Raw genomic sequence first — 15,933 nt, forward strand, 5'->3', positions numbered from 1 at the left:
CCTTACAATTCGATATCCGCGTGTCTAGCGGCATGGCAGTTGACATTAATTGCTACAGGTAAGCCAGCGATATGTGTAGGGTACCATTCAACATTGACTTTAAAAGCAGTGGTTGTGCCTCCTAGTCCTTGTGGTCCAACACCTGTGGCATTTGCCATTTCTAAGAGTTCTTCTTCAAGCTTAGCATATCGTTCATCGGGATTTTTAGAATCTACCTCACGAACTGCCGCCTTTTTTGCTAAGAGTGCTGCTTTTTCCATTGTCCCACCTATGCCTACACCTATTACCATAGGAGGACATGCATTTGGACCAGCGAGTTTAACAGCTTCTAAGAATACATTTTTTACACCTTGGATTCCATCAGCGGGGACAAGCATTTTTAGAATACTTTTGTTTTCACTACCAAATCCTTTTGGTGCAACTTGGATATGCACTTTATCACCCGGCACAATTCTTGTATGAATAACTGCAGGCGTATTGTTTGTAGTATTTTTACGCTCAAAAAGTGGATCTGCTACGACAGATTTGCGTAGATATCCCTCAGTATAGCCTTTTTTTACGCCTTCATTGATGGCATCTTCGATATATCCGCCCACAATATGTGCATCTTGACCGACATTAACAAACACTACAAGCATCCCGGTATCTTGACAGATAGGCATCATGTTTGTTTGTGCAATTTTGCCGTTTTCTATTAATGTATTGATGATGTTTTTTCCAAGTGGCGATTGTTCGGTATTTTGTGCTTTTGCAAATGCTTCTTTTATGTCGTTTGTCTGCACGCAACAAGCTTGAATTGCAAGCTTTGCAACTGCTTCTACTATACTTTGATATTGAATCTCTCTCATGGCTTTCTCCTTGTTTTGATTCCTGGTGCGGTTTCATTCTAGCCAAAGATAGCAAAAACAAATCTTAAAAATTTATAAAGAATTACATGTCGCGTCATGTAGCGTTGTATGTGTCGTGTTTGGTAATAAAATATAAGGAATAATGTTACAATGCCTACAAAATTTTCTAAGGTTTATATATGCACTTACGGAAGTCAGAAATCAAGGTTTTGGGTTTAAGTTCACTTGGTGGTATGCTAGAGTTTTATGATTTTATTATTTTTGTATTTTTTACAGAAATTATCTCTAGTGTATTTTTCCCTAGCACACTCGATCCATTTTGGGCACATATGAATACTTATGGAGCTTTTGCAGCAGGATATTTTGCAAGACCATTGGGTGGGGTTATTATGGCACATTTTGGCGATAAAAGTGGGCGCAAAAAAATGTTTATGATCTCGATCTTGCTTATGGTGATCCCTACTTTTACACTAGGATTTATGCCTACTTTTGAAAGCATTGGTTATATTGCACCAATCATGCTTGTGTTTATTAGAATCTTACAAGGTATCGCCATAGGTGGTGAGCTTCCGGGTGCTTGGGTTTTTGTGTGCGAACATAGCGATGACAAAACCTTAGGTTTGTATATGGGAGTTTTTACAAGTGCTGTAATTGGTGGGATTTTGTTGGGAAGTGTGGTAACACTTTGTGTGAATCTTGTATTTAGTCAAGCAGAGATTGCTACTTATGCTTGGCGTGTGCCTTTTATCCTTGGAGGGCTTTTTGGGATTATTGCTATTTTTTTACGAAAATTTTTAAACGAAACCCCAGTATTTAAAGAAATTATAGCCATGCAACAAACACAGAAATTTCCTCTTGCATCTGCGTTGCAATCTTTTAAGCAAGGTGTGGCCTATTCTTTTCTTAGCACTTGGATTCTCACAGGTTGTGTAGTTATTATCGTGTTGCTCTCTCCAAAGCTTCTCACGCAAGTTTTGGAGGTTTCTGCCATTGATAGGGTTTTATATCAAATGGTGATAATTTGTTGCATCGCATTTGGCGCTATCTTGGCTGGAATCTTGCATGATAGAGTTGGTGTAAAAAAAGCGAGTTTTATGTTTGGTATGGGGTTATGTATTTTTGCGTTGTGTTTTTATTGGCTCTTAGAGGCAAAGGCTTCTTTAGAATTTGTGGTTGTTATGTATTGTGCTATGGCATTTTTTGGTGGATTGAGTGTGTTTACGCCCATTATTATGGTGCGAAGTTTTCCTGCGCCTATACGATATAGCGGACTTTCTTTTGCCTATAATATTTCATACGCAGTTTTTGGTGGATTGACACCGATATTTTTTGGCTGGGCAAGTGGGAGCGATCATCTCTTGATGATTGGGTATTATATGGTGTTTTTGGGGATTTTGGCGATGGTGATTGGAAGGGTGCATAAACCATGCTAAGTGCGTTTATAATCCCCACTTTTCCCTCCGCTTTTAGATTCTAAACAAATATCACTTATTAGCATGCTTTTGTCAATAGCTTTGAGCATATCATAGATAGTAAGCAATCCGACACTTACGCTATGCAAGGCTTCCATTTCTACACCTGTTTTGCCCTCACATTTGACAAGTGATTCTACTCTAAGGGCACATTCTTCTTCTAGTGGAATAATATCTACATTGACTTTGCTTATAAAAAGTGGGTGGCACATTGGAATGATTTGGCTTGTATTTTTGGCTGCCATAATAGCTGCAATCACTGCTGTTTGGATAACTGGTCCTTTTTTGTTGGTATTTTCTACCACTGCCAAAAATGCAACCTTACTCATTGTGATTTTACCGCTAGCAAGTGCCTCTCTAGAAGCACTATCTTTGGTGCTTACATCAACCATTGTGGGATTGTTGTTGTGATTAAGGTGTGTGAGATTCATGATGATCCTTTGTGTTATTTTCGTGCGATGAGCATACCGAAATTTACCCATTTAAAGAGCACTTCAACATGTTTAAATCCAGCTTCTTGGAGCAAATGTAGGTTTTCTTGGAGTGTGTAGGGGATTAGCACATTTTCTAGTGCTTCTCGTTTGCGTGCGATTTGGGTTTTGGAGTAGCCATTATTGTGTTTGTAACTATGGTAGTATTCTATCATTTGGCTATCAAGTAGGGGATCTGTAGTTGTCATTTTTTCACTCATAATGAAAGTGCCATTTTCCCTAAGAGATTCATATATTTTACGCACTAATCCTAATCTTTGTGGTGGGCGAATAAATTGCAATGTATAATTACTCACAAAAGCACTAGATTCACAAAATTCCTCTTGTGTGCAGTCAGCGACTTTAAAAGATACGGAGGCATTGTAAGCTTTTGCTTTGAGCGTGGCGTGTTCTATCATTGCCTTAGAGGTGTCAAGCCCTATTAATATAGCATTTGTATGTGGCTCAAGGTTTAAGAGAAGATTACCTGTGGAGCAACCAAGATCATAGATTACTCCATCTTTGGCATTGTATTTCAAAAAATCTATACATAACGTAAGGCTTTCTCGATAAAATGGAATAGAGCGCTCTAGCATATCATCAAAAACACTTGCCACTTGTGTATCAAATGCAAATTTTTTTTGCACTCCTTGTGTGGATTCTCCAAAAAGCATATCTTTTTTTTGCATACATAATTCTTTAGGCAAAGTTTCTAAAAATCGCACCCAAATCGACATTTGCGATTTCTTTATCAGCGCATTTTTGGAATATGCCTTGTGCTCCTTCGATAAGATCTTGGCTAGACACGCCATGTGTAATGGAGATCTTAGCTTCTAAAAATGCACTAAGATTGTCACATACCTTGAGAAACTCCCCATATATAGGATCAAATTTATCTTCATTAAATTGTGCAAAGAAATCTGCACCATTTTGCATGTCGTATCTAAAATGTTCAATTTTATAGCGATTATTGAATTCATCTTGTGTAAAATATTCAATATCATCACGAATGTTTGGCGGGACCTTGCATAAAATCTTGTCGTTTACTGCTTGTCGTTCAATATTTTTGATAAATTCATCTAAGCCTTTTACTGTGTGCTTGATAGGTGAGATAATATCTCGCGTGAGAATCTCGGGTAAATCGTGAAACAAACCACACAAAAAATGATTAATACGCATTTGTTTGCAACATCCCAAATCAAGACTTAATAGATACGCACTTATGGCGACTATGAGTGTGTGTCCCAATACAGAAGTCGCAGGGATTCTTGGTGTTTGGCTCCAGCGTTTTTGGAATCTAAGCTGCCCAAACATGGTGATAAGCTCACGCATATCTTCATAAAGCACAATTTGTTGCATACCTGCAAGATGATAATGCTCCTCTACTTGCTTGTCGATAGTATTTTTGATATTTTGCACATCATACATGTTGGCATTAAAATGATAAATAATGTCAAATTCCCATTTTGATGCGTAATAATGCGAGGCTTTGAGAATCTCTTTTTCGATATTGGAAGTATGTGAAGTGAGATATGTCTCCATTTGCGGAAAAAACTCATATGTCTCAAGATCGGTTTGTAGATTTTGCATTACAAAATGCACAAGCTCTTGATTATGTGTTTTGGCTAATTGGTGAAATACGGGAGGTTTAATGTCAGTAAGTACGATACGCTCAAAAAATTCATAGCAAAATTGCAGGATTAATCGCTCCCAATCAATTTTAATGTTTTGGATATGTTCCTCATATCGCGCCAAAAGATAGGCGATAACAAATTTATGCGCTTGCTTATCTAGTTCGACAAACTCCACAGGCGTGGCTTGGTCATTCCAACGCCGAATAGACGCAGCTACAAAGATTTTACGTAAAAGTGTGTTGCTAAGGCGTGGAGTTTTTGGCATGAGATTCTCTATTTTTTGTAATAATCACCGGTAGCACCCACACATTGTTGTGTGCATTGCCCATTTTGGCAAATAGTTTGGCATTCTATAGCTTGGTATGAACCTACAGGTTTTTTGTGTGAGCAAGCACTAAAACATATAAGACTTACCATCATAGCTCCTATAAGATTTATGAAAACTCGCATTCATACTCCTTAGAAAAATAAAAATTATTTCTGCAATCACAACAAAGCATTTTTTATACCATTATGACAACCTAAAAGAATTAGGCAAAGTTTCTCAATGCATGCCAAGGTTTTTGTGAAGTGGTTTGTAGCGTAGATTCTCACTACGGCAAATCTATTTCTAAGCCTACAGGGCAATGATCGCTACCAAAAACTTCAGGATAAATTTTAGCGCCTAAGAGTTTTGAATCTAAAACTTTAGAGCAGAGAAAATAATCAATCCGCCACCCAGTGTTATTCTCTCGCGCTTTTCCCATGTAACTCCACCAGCTATATGCTCCCTCTAGCGTGGGATAAAAATGTCTAAATGTATCAGTGAATCCAGAATCTAGAAGCTGTGTCATTTTCTCACGCTCTTCATCAGTAAAACCTGCATTTCTGCGGTTTGTTTTTGGATTTTTGAGATCAATTTCTTGGTGAGCGACATTGAGATCCCCGCACACGATCACAGGCTTTATTTTTTCTAGATTTTTGAGATAGGCGCGAAAATCATCTTCCCATTCCATACGATATGATAATCTCTCTAGTTCCCGCTTAGAGTTTGGCGTATAGACATTGACAAGATAAAAATCCTTATATTCTGCACAAATAATACGCCCTTCTTTGTCGTGGTGTGCAATACCCATATCATACGCGATACTTAATGGTTTGGTTTTGCTAAAAATTGCTACCCCAGAATAACCCTTTTTTTCGGCACTATTCCAGTATTCTTCATAATTAGGAAAATCAAATGTGGCTTGTTCGCGTTGCATTTTGGATTCTTGGATACAAAATACATCAGCATTAACAGACTTAAAAAAATCCATAAAGCCCTTATTCATGCAGGCTCTAAGCCCATTGACATTCCACGAAATGAGTTTCAAAATACTTACCCTTTAACCAAGGCGTTTTTTGATTTCACAAGCGATTTCATATCCGTGATTTAATCCAGCAGCGATTGATCCACCGCTTTTTAGTGCGATATCTCCTGCTAAAAACACATTTTCTATAGAGCTTTCTAGTTTTTCATTTGAAATCGGTGTGCCATTTTCATCAAGTGCTAATTGGCATTTTTTTAGAAAATCTATAGGCGCAGCACCACCTATCGCATAGACAACTCTATCAAAGGTTTCACTTTGATGATTCGTGAAATTAACTTTTACTTCGCCTTCAGTATCTTCTAATCCTTGTATATCCACACCTAGACGTGTTTTTAGTTTTCCGCTTTGGATAGAATCTTGGAGTTGCTTGGCATTGACTTCATTGATACGGCTAAATTCTGTGCGACGATAGTTAAGTGTCGTGTCATTGTCTTTGCATAGCAAGGTGGCGTATTCTACTGCTGAATTACCACCACCTACGACCAATACTTTTTCATCACTTTGGATATTGTTGGCATTAAATTGCACTTTTTTTCTAATTGTTGGTGGAATGGGATAGCTTGGTTTGTTTGGTTGCCCCATTTTACCAATAGCTATGACAACAAATTTTGCCTTAAAACTTTGCCCACCACTACTATGAATTTCAAATATATCACCTACTTTTTGGATGGATTCTATGTCGGTTTTGTAGTGAATCTTGAGGTTTTCTAGGAGTTTATCAAAAAGCTCTAGTGTGCTTTCTTTGTTCCCATCTACAAAATGTATGCTACCTTTGAGATCAACAATTTGCCCTTTGTAGTCTTTATCCACGCGCTTACCATCTTTATAGAATTGTCGGATAGTTGCACTATGTTGCTCACTTTTTTCAAACACTGCGACATTTGTAATACCTAGTGCTACACTTTCCACAGCAGCACCTATACCACCGGGACCACCACCGATAATTGCTACATTATACATTTCAGCCATCATGACTCCTTTTTGTTTTGGGATTGTGTGATTTGAGAATCTAGCTCTTGTAAAAAATCATGTTTTTGGTGTTGGTTTGCAATTTTATTCAAATCTTCAGGAGTGTCAAAAAGCACACCTTCCATCATTTTGTTTTCATCATCGAATTGTCCATTTTTTAGTCCCCACAAGAATCCAAGAAGACCAAAAAATCCCAATATAAGAGAAATACCAAGCATGAAAGCTATAATCTCGACATTCAAAATTTAATCCTTAGATATAAGTGTATATTTTGCCAAAATGTAATTAATAAAGCCATTACCCCTCACTAAAAAAGTAAATCTTCCTCGACATTTGTTACCGATGGGGTTGTTGGTGGAAGTTTGGAAATATTAGTGTAGAGATATTCCCCATCCGCAAAGGTTTTTTTCATGATGCCATTTGGCACATCAAAGTGTCTTTTGAGACCAGGTTCAATTTTTAGGAGTTTATTGAAAAAATATGCATTCACAGGTGCGGCAACGATACCACCTGTCTCTACAGGACCTATTGGCGTGTTATTGTCCCGTCCATACCATATGATGGTTTGTATGCTTGGGGAATAACCACAAAACCAACCATCGATATTTTGGTTTGATGTTCCTGTTTTTCCTGCTATCTCTAGATTTGCGACGCGTGCTCTTATCCCAGTCCCACGATTGACGACATCATGCAAGATATCTGTTACCAAAAACGCTTGTTGTGGTTGTGTGTATTCACGCGTGACAATAGGAAATGTGTAGGTTTCACCCTGCACATCGACGATAGAATCTACTAAGCGTGGAGTTATCATCGTGCCATAGTTGGAAAAAACAGAATAAAACTTCGTAGCTTCTAGTGGAGAAAGGCTAAGGCTTCCTAAAACAATTGACATATCATTTGGGACATATGGGAATTCAAAATCTTTGATGCCTCTATATATGACATCAAATCCTACTTGCTGTACTAGATTCAGTGTTGCGAGATTGGCAGATTTGCGTAATGCCTCACGAAGAGTGATGAGACCGCCATATGCACCCACATTTTTTGGCTTCCACACATCCTCTTCGTCTTCTTGATCACTTTGCGTATTTTCATTTGTATTACCAAATTTTCTTGGTGCATCCATGACTTGCCATGCCGGAGAATAGCCCCTGTCAAAGGCTACAAGGTAGATAAAAGGTTTAATACTAGAGCCAAATTGTCGTTTGGCTTGTGTTGCGCGATTAAACACAGATTTTTTATAATCCACGCCACCTACAAGCGCTAAAATTTTGCCACTTTGGGATTCTGTAACAACCATAGCCCCATTCAATTCACCGTATTTATTTGCCTCTGATTCTTTAGGTTTCGCATAGATAAGTCCTTCAGAATCTAGCTCTTCACGTATAAAAGCCTTTGGATATTGTTCCAATAAACGTTCGTTGATGTGATTATAACCATATCGTAATGCCTCTTGTGCGATATTTTGATAATCTAAATCTATTGTGAGATAAATTTTATAGCCACCGGTTTTTAGATCCGGGTATATTGGACTAAGTTGGCGCACGACTTCATCGACTGCATAAGGCGCGACATTTTGTGTGAGGCTTTTGTCATTATACACATATGGAATCTCCACAATTGCTACCTCATATTCTTCTTGTGTGATCCACCCTATGTCTTTTAGCCTATCTAAAATGTTGTTTGCGCGCCCTAATGAATGCTGGAGGTTTTTTGATGGATCATACGTGTCTGGGGCTTTTGGAAGTCCCATAAGCATACACATTTCTTTGAGTGTGAGTTCATTAAGATTCTTATGAAAATATCCAAGTGCAGCGGTTTTTACCCCATAATATCCATGTCCCCAAAAGATATAGTTTAGATAAATCTCCAAAATATCTTCCTTACTCATATTTTGTTCTAATGTGATGGCAAACATCGCTTCTTTTATTTTGCGTTTGAGTGTTCTTTCTGGTGAGAGTGCTATGTTTTTGACAACTTGTTGCGTGAGTGTGCTACCACCTTCAGAATATTTAAGGTTTTTGACATTTTTGACAATGGCGCGAGAGATTGCATCTGGATTGATACCCATATGCTCAAAAAATAATGTGTCTTCAACGGCTAGGAGAATCTCGATAATTCTTGGGGGTATTTCTTCAAACTTAGCATATAATCGATAGTGTTCACTAAAAAGATTTGCTACTAAGCGACCTTTTGTGTCAAAAATTTGCGTGGTAATATCCATTTTATGGCGTTTGACAGATTCTATTTCACCTTGCACTTCTGTATATACACCATAAAGATATATACCCACACCAAAAAGAGCTACAAAAAATGCAACCCCTGTGCTATATCGTATTATTCGCCACACTGATAGTCTTTGAGAATTTATTGTGCTTTGGGTGAACCCTCTAGCTCACTTATTTTAGCCTGAGTTTCATCATGAACTTCTGTGTAAAGCTCATCTATACAACGCATTACACCATCACTACCTTTTTCCATTTCTGATACTTTTTCTTGTATGCAAGATTTTGCACACGCTGTATTAGGATCTTCAAGCAAATTAACCAATGAAATAGCTTGTGTATGCACCTCTTCATGAAATGGATCAAGTTTTTTGTATCCTTGCGTGTGACTAAATAATTGCTTACCTCGCCCTTCATAATACCATTTGCCTAGACGACAATTTCTGTGATCCACTTTATTGAAGCTATCTTTAATACCAAACAAGAATCCGTAGAGATTATTTTTATACACCGTATGGTCAAGCTTTGCAAGTGTGCAGAAGATTCTAGAGCTTAACGATGATGAAATTTGGTTATTGATAAGGTTGCTTGTTTTTAGTTGGTTAATAAGATCAGTAAGTGCAGATATGACATCTCTTACAACATTTGTAGCGGTATTTGTTTCTTCTGTTCCACTTTGAATATCATTAGCTTCTTGTTGCATAGATTTTACGACAACAGCTATTTCTTTAGTAGCCTTTTGTGTTTTTTCAGCAAGTTTTCGCACTTCATCTGCTACCACGGCAAACCCTCTTCCATGTTCTCCAGCACGTGCTGCTTCGATAGCGGCATTAAGTGCCAAAAGGTTTGTTTGTTCGGCTATATCATCAATAAGTGAAACAACATTGGTAATCTCGTTGCTTCTTTGCGCTAGAGAATCCACAAGTTGTGTGGAAATCTGCATTTTTTCATATAACACTTCGATTTTTTCCAATGCATCGCTACTAAGTTCGCGACCATTTTCTGCTTTTTGCACAGATTCATTAGATCGTGAAACCACTTCTGTAGATTGTTCTAACACTTCTTGTAGCGCAGATTGTGTACCAGCAATACCGGCTGACATAGAGCGACTATAAACATCAAATAAGTCAAAACCACCACTTTTATCACTGCGCAAATCCAAAGCCATAGCGGAATAATAGACTACATCACCCACTTTTTTAGTTGCAATAGTAAATTCTCCCATAGGTAATGCCAATGTTGTTAGATCATGGTGCAAGTGTGCAGCAAATGTATCAAAATTTTGTAGTCTAGAAGCAACCTGATTTTTGAAGACAACTTCGCCATTTTTAATACCCACAATAATTTCTTTTTGTGTAAAGCCTAAAGCCTCTTTGTAATGCTCTAATTCTTCTTTGAGGCTTTGCACCTCTCTTGCAAGTTGATTGTGATCGTTTGCTTGTTTTTTTGTGCCAAACATCGACATTTCTCCCCTAAATAAATTTTTGAAACCCACTGGGATTATGCCATAAAAACTCTGAAAAGAGACAAAAATCATAGAAAGATTGGAGTGTGAAATACTATATATAAAGTTATATTGTAATTTGTCTAAAAACCTAAAGCTTATCATGGTTTTTATCAATAACTTATGTTACAATCTCAAAATATATTAAATCTTGATAAAAGGGTATAACGATGATTGATACCAAGCGCTTAGAAACTTTAGAGTCGATTTTGAATCGGTTGCGTGTAGAGATTAAGCGCAATGGATTAAAAAATTCTAAACAACGCGAGGAGATTCTCATCGTGCTATATAAAAGTGGTACACATCTAAGCCCTGAAGAAATTACAAACAAAATTCGTATGGTGGATAAAAACGCAAGTATTTCATCAGTCTATAGAATCTTAAGCTTTTTGGAAAAAAGTGGTTTTATTACAGCACTAGAGGCTGATAAAAGTGGGAGACGCTATGAAATCGCCGCCAAAGAACATCATGATCATATCATTTGTCTTGATTGTGGTGACATTATAGAGTTTGTGAATCCGCAAATTGAAGCCTTGCAAATTGAAATTGCTAAAGAATTTGGTGCTACAATCATTAGCCACGATATGCGACTTTTTGTAAAATGTGCTAAATGCCAAAAACAATAGACACAACAATTTAACAGATAGATTCAACATTTCTCTTTTTAAGGATATATATGGGGGTAAGTTGCCTTCAATCCGATATAACAACGTTGCGTGGAATAGAAGATAGTAGTATTGAATCTTTTTCAATCATGGGGCACTTGATGGTTTTGGGCTTGGCATATATGGGGAGCCTATTTAATTCAGATGCATGGCGACTTGCACTATTGTCAGTTCAAAGGGTGTTAAAGAATGGTGGTAGATTCTATCTGGCTGCACAGATTGGCAAACAAGACAAATTTCGTTTTAATGCGGGTAGAACTTTAGACTAAATACAATTTGCCACATGTCCCATAAAGAGCTGCATTTTCTTAAAAGGCATGGTTTGGATACTTATCCTTGCATATATCAACAGGGTGATGAAACCTTTGCCCATGATTCTAAACTTAATTTTTTATGCAATCAAATTTCTGCTACAGCCTTGATGATGTTTCAAAAAAAGATAGGAAATTATTGTAAAGTTTGAACACGACAATGCCATAAAACGTATTAATACGTTGATACAAATCAAACTATATCAGTAACCACTTTAAATTTTGCATTCTCTACTTAATAATTTTATGTGTAGTTTTATATGCCTTTTAAACATATAAAACATACTTAAATACGCTAAAAATTGTATATCTTTTACTTTAAAGTTAAAACAATAGATTGTAGATGAAATTATAGATAAGTGAGATATATCACTTATACACATACATAATTTACCACTTTAATAAACTTAAAACAAAAATTGCTACAATTTCAACATTTTTTAACAAGGAGATTCCATTATGTATCATATTGTGTTTAATATAAATGATGATTATATGAAATATCTTGCGGTTTTGTGCCATAGTATTGTGAAAAATGCTGTATATAATAGTACTGATGAGATTACGGGGGGGGGGGGCGAAACCATCGCTCACACTCAATCAATAAGTTGTCATGCAAAAGATAATGTAGGCACAATACATTCATTAAACAACATCGCCCTATCTAAGGATAACATATTTTCATATGAATCACAAAACAGCCAGATACAAAATAACCCATTTGCTTTTCACATTCTCACAGACGGCTTAAAACATGAAACAGAGCAAAAACTTCAAGCCTTAGAAATAGAGTTAAATAGGCTTTATCCTTGCAAGTTTCATATTTATACCCTTTCAGATTCTATATTTCAGGGTTTGCCAAAACTAAATAATAATTATCTTACATATTTTAGGATAAAGATGGTGAGCTGTTTGCCAAAAGAGATTAAAACATGTTTATATCTTGATGTTGATATGCTTTGTATGGCAGATATTAGAGAGATTTTTTATAAAGATTTAGGGGATAAAATATGCGGTGCTGCATTGGATGCAGATTATTGGTCTTCTCGTATTATGCCTAGTATAAATGGTGACAATAATGGCTTTGCATTAAATATTGACACTTATTTTAATGCTGGATTTATGCTGATAAACCTAGAGCAATATAGAATCCATAATATAGAACAAAAATGCTTTGAATGGTTAAAGCAATATGTGCCAATATTCCATGATCAAGATACGCTAAATGCGGTATTGAGCGAACATATTTGCATTTTGCCATTTGAATGGAATTTTATGATAGGGCATGTAGAAAATAGAGATAAGAGTGCTTTCAAAGGTGAGAGCCAAGAATCTAGTCTTGCCTATACCTATCAAGAATACATGGAGGCAAAAAACACTATTAAGATATTGCATTATCTTACTCCAATAAAGCCTTGGCATACACTTAGAATGAATGAGGATGGAAGCATAGTAAGCTGTGCCTATCGCAATCAATGGTGGATAGAAGCATGCAATACGCCAATTTTTGGCAAAGAATTACAAATTTTATATATACAAAGGCAAGAAAGTGCGATTTTTAATCTCTCAATTTTGCTTACAAAAAAGAGACCGCTAAAACGATTAAAACAATCACTTAAAAGACGGATTAAGAATTTCTTGTATAGTTAAATACGCTTATAAAGCGATCCTATTAAGTTTTATATGTGTCTAATTATTGATGGATAATCGGCTATCCCCCCCCCCTAAAAGCTTATTTCTAAACACAGTGTTGCATGGCTAAAATCAAGCAATTGTGTGCTAAATTTTTTTGTGAAGCTGTGATATATTTTTATTTTTGTGAAAAGAATTAAAAGATATTTTTATCAAAGGGTATCCACCAAGAGGTGGATTTGCTCAAAATACTTCTTTACTATGAGAAAGTATTTTTTTAGAGTGTTGTGGCGTTGCTTAGCACATCTGCCATTTGTGCATCTTTGTTTGCGTAGAGTTTGTTGTAGTTTTCTTGAAGTGCTACTTTAAAGGCTTCTCTGTCTTCTACTTGTAAAAGCTCTACAAATGTATCAAGAGATTCGCCTTTGCCTTGTGCAATTTCTTTTGAAAGTGTATCCATATTTGATGCTACAAATTCTTGCACTCTTGTATCCATTACAAGTCCTTGCCAGCTACATCCAGAAGTTCCTGAAGTGATACCAAAGGTTTGTGTTCCAGTGGAATGGTTTGTTGTAATTTGGAGAAGATTCCAAATAAGCCCTTGTTTATCGATGAGTTTAGAACCCAAACCACATCCAACATTTGAGTTTGCCGCTGCAAATGCACTGCTTGTCAATACGCTAGCTAATACTAGGCTTCCTAAAACTTTTTTCATTGTAACCTCTCCTTTGTGTAATTTAAGCAAAATGCTTATGGACTAATCATAGCTGAATTTATTTCAAGTTACCTTAAACAAGCACAAAATTACATAGGACTTTTGGCAAGTTGTGAATTTGTTGCTTATAAGGCAGGGATATCAAATTGTATGCCACACATTCGCAGTGTTTGGACAAATTTTGGCAAGATTTCATAGGATTTTGTATACACATCGTGAAAAAGTATGATCCCACTATGCTATAAAAGACTAAGGGTAAAGATTCTGTCATGCATTTCTTGTGGGTTGATATGTCCCCAATCTTGTGAATCTATATTCCATAGCACCACCTTGCACGCTCAATCTTTTTAGTATTTGCAGCAATTGAGTATCGCGTTGTTCATAAGGTGACGAAAGCAATACGTTCTTTCCTAGTGTAGCAACATTTTGCCTTTGATTGTTGCATCAAGCACATTTACGTTTATACTTATATCAGCAAACACCACATACATAATGTCATAGGCATTAGTAATTTTTTCATCGTGAGATCCTTAAGATTTAAGATTTTGAGTTTAGGTCCTAATGGTTTTAGACACCATCATCATTTGGGTATATCGAGCTAAAGCTTAATTTTAGGTTTTTCTAACATGGTGTCTATTATAATGTTGTATTTCTTAAGAAGTATTTTGTACAAAAGGATTTTCAATGGGAAGAGCGTTTGAATATCGTAGGGCAGCCAAGGAAAAACGATGGGATAAAATGAGTAAGATTTTTCCAAAACTTGCCAAGGCAATCACTGTGGCTGCCAAAGAAGGTGGCATTGATCCGGCGATGAATGCTAAGTTGCGGACTGCGGTAGCCAATGCCAAGGCACAAAATATGCCAAAGGATAATATTGATGCGGCAATCAAACGCGCCAGTGGTAAAGATGGACAATTTAGCGAAATCACATATGAGGGAAAAGCCGCTAATGGTGTGTTGATTTTTATCGAATGCACGACAGATAACCCCACACGCACAATAGCAAATATCAAAAGCTATTTTAATAAAACTCCGGGTAGTCAAATCGTGCCAAATGGTTCATTAGAATTTATGTTTGCGCGTAAAAGTGTCTTTGTCTTGACTAAGCCAGATTCTATGAACGTGCAAAATTTGGAGTTAGAGCTCATTGATTATGGGTTAGAGGAGCTTGAAGAGAATGATGAAGGAGAGATTGTCGTATATGGGGATTATAAAGACTTTGGGAGACTTAATGAGGGTTTTGAAAAATTAGAAATTCCTCTTATAAAAGCAACCTTGCAGAGAGTCCCAACAAGTCCTATCACGCTTACAGAAGAACAAATTATTGAAGCAGAGAAGTTGCTTGATAAGATAGAAGAAGATGATGATGTGCAAGCGGTTTATACCAATATTCAATAACACAATGAAAATAACGCATAGCATATGTATGGCTTTGGTTTGTGGTTTTGCACTTTATGCGCAAGATTCTACAGAATCTGCACAGAGTAATGGCTTTTTTTATACTGGCGGTATGGAGTTGTATAACAAAAATGCGACTACACTTGCAGGAAGTTTTCCAAACAACACTTATGGGTACGCATTAGGGCAACTTAATATAGGGTATAAGCATAATGGCTTTGAAATAGTGCTAGGTGGTGTAGGCGCAGGATTGACACATGATTCTACAAAAGGTTTAGCTTTCAATCATGTCGGTTACTGGAGTGGTTATCACAACGATCTCGTTGCCTCACAAGCAAATGCGCACAATATCTTTGTGCATAACGCATATATGCGCTATGAAGATGAGAATATAGACATTAAGCTTGGGAGATTCAAACAAGAAAATGATGATTGGATTGATGCATACATCGAGGGTATGAATGCCATCGTGCGTGCGGGTGGTTTTCATCTGAAGCTTTTTGGCACGAGTGGGATTGCCTTTGCAGGTGGTGGATGGTTTATGGATTATGAGCGTTTGTTTTCAACCTATGGGATTTTAAATGCCGAGGTAGGCTATGCAAATGAACGTGTAAAGTTTGATACATATGTGTATTATGGCGATCGTGAATACATTGCACCAGGTGCTAATCTTGAAATTTATGTTGGAGATTCTGATACACTTGGATCTACTACCAAGCTTACCGCGCTTTTTCCTATACA

The 15,933-nt window shown here is 36.9% G+C and carries 17 protein-coding genes; 6 read left to right on the forward strand and 11 right to left on the reverse strand.

Going from position 1 to position 15,933, the window contains the following annotated elements; translation table 11 throughout:
* Positions 1 to 2: 2 nt before the first annotated feature.
* Positions 3 to 848 carry a fumarate hydratase gene (locus tag C6H22_RS01315; RefSeq protein ID WP_104693539.1) on the reverse strand — a complete coding sequence of 282 codons (846 nt, stop codon included), beginning with the start codon at positions 846 to 848 and terminating at the stop codon, positions 3 to 5.
* Between the two features lie 179 nt (positions 849 to 1,027).
* On the opposite strand from C6H22_RS01315, the gene C6H22_RS01320 reads away from it, so the two are divergent.
* On the forward strand, positions 1,028 to 2,281 hold the full coding sequence (locus tag C6H22_RS01320) for an MFS transporter (RefSeq protein WP_104693540.1): 1,254 nt from the start codon (positions 1,028 to 1,030) through the stop codon (positions 2,279 to 2,281).
* On the opposite strand, the gene moaC is transcribed toward C6H22_RS01320, so the two are convergent.
* The 9 genes from moaC to C6H22_RS09070 all read right to left on the reverse strand — a co-directional run bounded on the left by moaC (position 2,278) and on the right by C6H22_RS09070 (position 10,432).
* On the reverse strand, positions 2,278 to 2,751 hold the full coding sequence (gene moaC, locus C6H22_RS01325) for a cyclic pyranopterin monophosphate synthase MoaC (protein WP_104693541.1): 474 nt from the start codon (positions 2,749 to 2,751) through the stop codon (positions 2,278 to 2,280). The genes C6H22_RS01320 and moaC overlap by 4 nt on opposite strands.
* A 14-nt stretch (positions 2,752 to 2,765) precedes the next feature.
* A complete protein-coding gene (cmoA, locus tag C6H22_RS01330; RefSeq protein WP_233706983.1) occupies positions 2,766 to 3,479 on the reverse strand; it encodes a carboxy-S-adenosyl-L-methionine synthase CmoA in 714 nt (237 codons plus the stop codon).
* 10 nt (positions 3,480 to 3,489) lie between these two features.
* The gene (locus C6H22_RS01335; RefSeq protein WP_199769785.1) at positions 3,490 to 4,689 is read right to left on the reverse strand and encodes an HD domain-containing protein; all 1,200 of its coding nucleotides are present in this window, start codon (positions 4,687 to 4,689) and stop codon (positions 3,490 to 3,492) included.
* Between the two features lie 8 nt (positions 4,690 to 4,697).
* Positions 4,698 to 4,874, reverse strand: a complete 177-nt coding sequence (locus C6H22_RS08745) for a hypothetical protein (protein WP_199769786.1) — start codon at positions 4,872 to 4,874, stop codon at positions 4,698 to 4,700.
* A gap of 143 nt (positions 4,875 to 5,017) precedes the next feature.
* A complete protein-coding gene (locus C6H22_RS01340) occupies positions 5,018 to 5,776 on the reverse strand; it encodes an exodeoxyribonuclease III (RefSeq protein ID WP_104693543.1) in 759 nt (252 codons plus the stop codon).
* A gap of 12 nt (positions 5,777 to 5,788) precedes the next feature.
* Entirely contained in the window at positions 5,789 to 6,742 is a 954-nt protein-coding gene (locus tag C6H22_RS01345; RefSeq protein WP_104693544.1) for an NAD(P)-binding domain-containing protein, read from the reverse strand.
* The gene (gene ccoS, locus C6H22_RS01350; protein WP_104693545.1) at positions 6,742 to 6,984 is read right to left on the reverse strand and encodes a cbb3-type cytochrome oxidase assembly protein CcoS; all 243 of its coding nucleotides are present in this window, start codon (positions 6,982 to 6,984) and stop codon (positions 6,742 to 6,744) included. The genes C6H22_RS01345 and ccoS overlap by 1 nt, the downstream gene beginning before the upstream one ends.
* A 65-nt stretch (positions 6,985 to 7,049) precedes the next feature.
* The gene (locus C6H22_RS01355; protein WP_233706984.1) at positions 7,050 to 9,092 is read right to left on the reverse strand and encodes a penicillin-binding protein 1A; all 2,043 of its coding nucleotides are present in this window, start codon (positions 9,090 to 9,092) and stop codon (positions 7,050 to 7,052) included.
* 17 nt (positions 9,093 to 9,109) lie between these two features.
* The gene (locus C6H22_RS09070) at positions 9,110 to 10,432 is read right to left on the reverse strand and encodes a methyl-accepting chemotaxis protein (protein WP_324826064.1); all 1,323 of its coding nucleotides are present in this window, start codon (positions 10,430 to 10,432) and stop codon (positions 9,110 to 9,112) included.
* Positions 10,433 to 10,641: 209 nt separating this feature from the next.
* Here C6H22_RS09070 and fur point away from each other — a divergent pair, with 209 nt between their 5' ends.
* The 3 genes from fur to C6H22_RS01375 all read left to right on the forward strand — a co-directional run bounded on the left by fur (position 10,642) and on the right by C6H22_RS01375 (position 13,097).
* Positions 10,642 to 11,097, forward strand: coding sequence for a ferric iron uptake transcriptional regulator (fur, locus tag C6H22_RS01365; RefSeq protein ID WP_104693546.1), 456 nt, complete (start codon positions 10,642 to 10,644; stop codon positions 11,095 to 11,097).
* 50 nt (positions 11,098 to 11,147) lie between these two features.
* Positions 11,148 to 11,405: a hypothetical protein gene (locus C6H22_RS01370; RefSeq protein ID WP_104693547.1), complete on the forward strand. Its 258-nt coding sequence runs from the start codon at positions 11,148 to 11,150 to the stop codon at positions 11,403 to 11,405.
* Positions 11,406 to 11,906: 501 nt separating this feature from the next.
* Entirely contained in the window at positions 11,907 to 13,097 is a 1,191-nt protein-coding gene (locus tag C6H22_RS01375) for a glycosyltransferase family 8 protein (RefSeq protein ID WP_104693548.1), read from the forward strand.
* Positions 13,098 to 13,356: 259 nt separating this feature from the next.
* On the opposite strand, the gene C6H22_RS01380 is transcribed toward C6H22_RS01375, so the two are convergent.
* Positions 13,357 to 13,794, reverse strand: a complete 438-nt coding sequence (locus C6H22_RS01380; protein WP_104693549.1) for a DUF3015 family protein — start codon at positions 13,792 to 13,794, stop codon at positions 13,357 to 13,359.
* Positions 13,795 to 14,478: 684 nt separating this feature from the next.
* Here C6H22_RS01380 and C6H22_RS01385 point away from each other — a divergent pair.
* Positions 14,479 to 15,192 (forward strand): YebC/PmpR family DNA-binding transcriptional regulator, encoded by a 714-nt coding sequence (locus tag C6H22_RS01385; protein WP_104693550.1) that lies wholly within the window; start codon positions 14,479 to 14,481, stop codon positions 15,190 to 15,192.
* A gap of 28 nt (positions 15,193 to 15,220) precedes the next feature.
* The coding region (locus C6H22_RS01390) for an outer membrane family protein (protein ID WP_199769787.1) at positions 15,221 to 15,933 on the forward strand (713 nt) is incomplete at its 3' end.

The sequence above is a fragment of the Helicobacter equorum genome, from assembly GCF_900198655.1.
GTDB lineage: Bacteria > Campylobacterota > Campylobacteria > Campylobacterales > Helicobacteraceae > Helicobacter_F > Helicobacter_F equorum.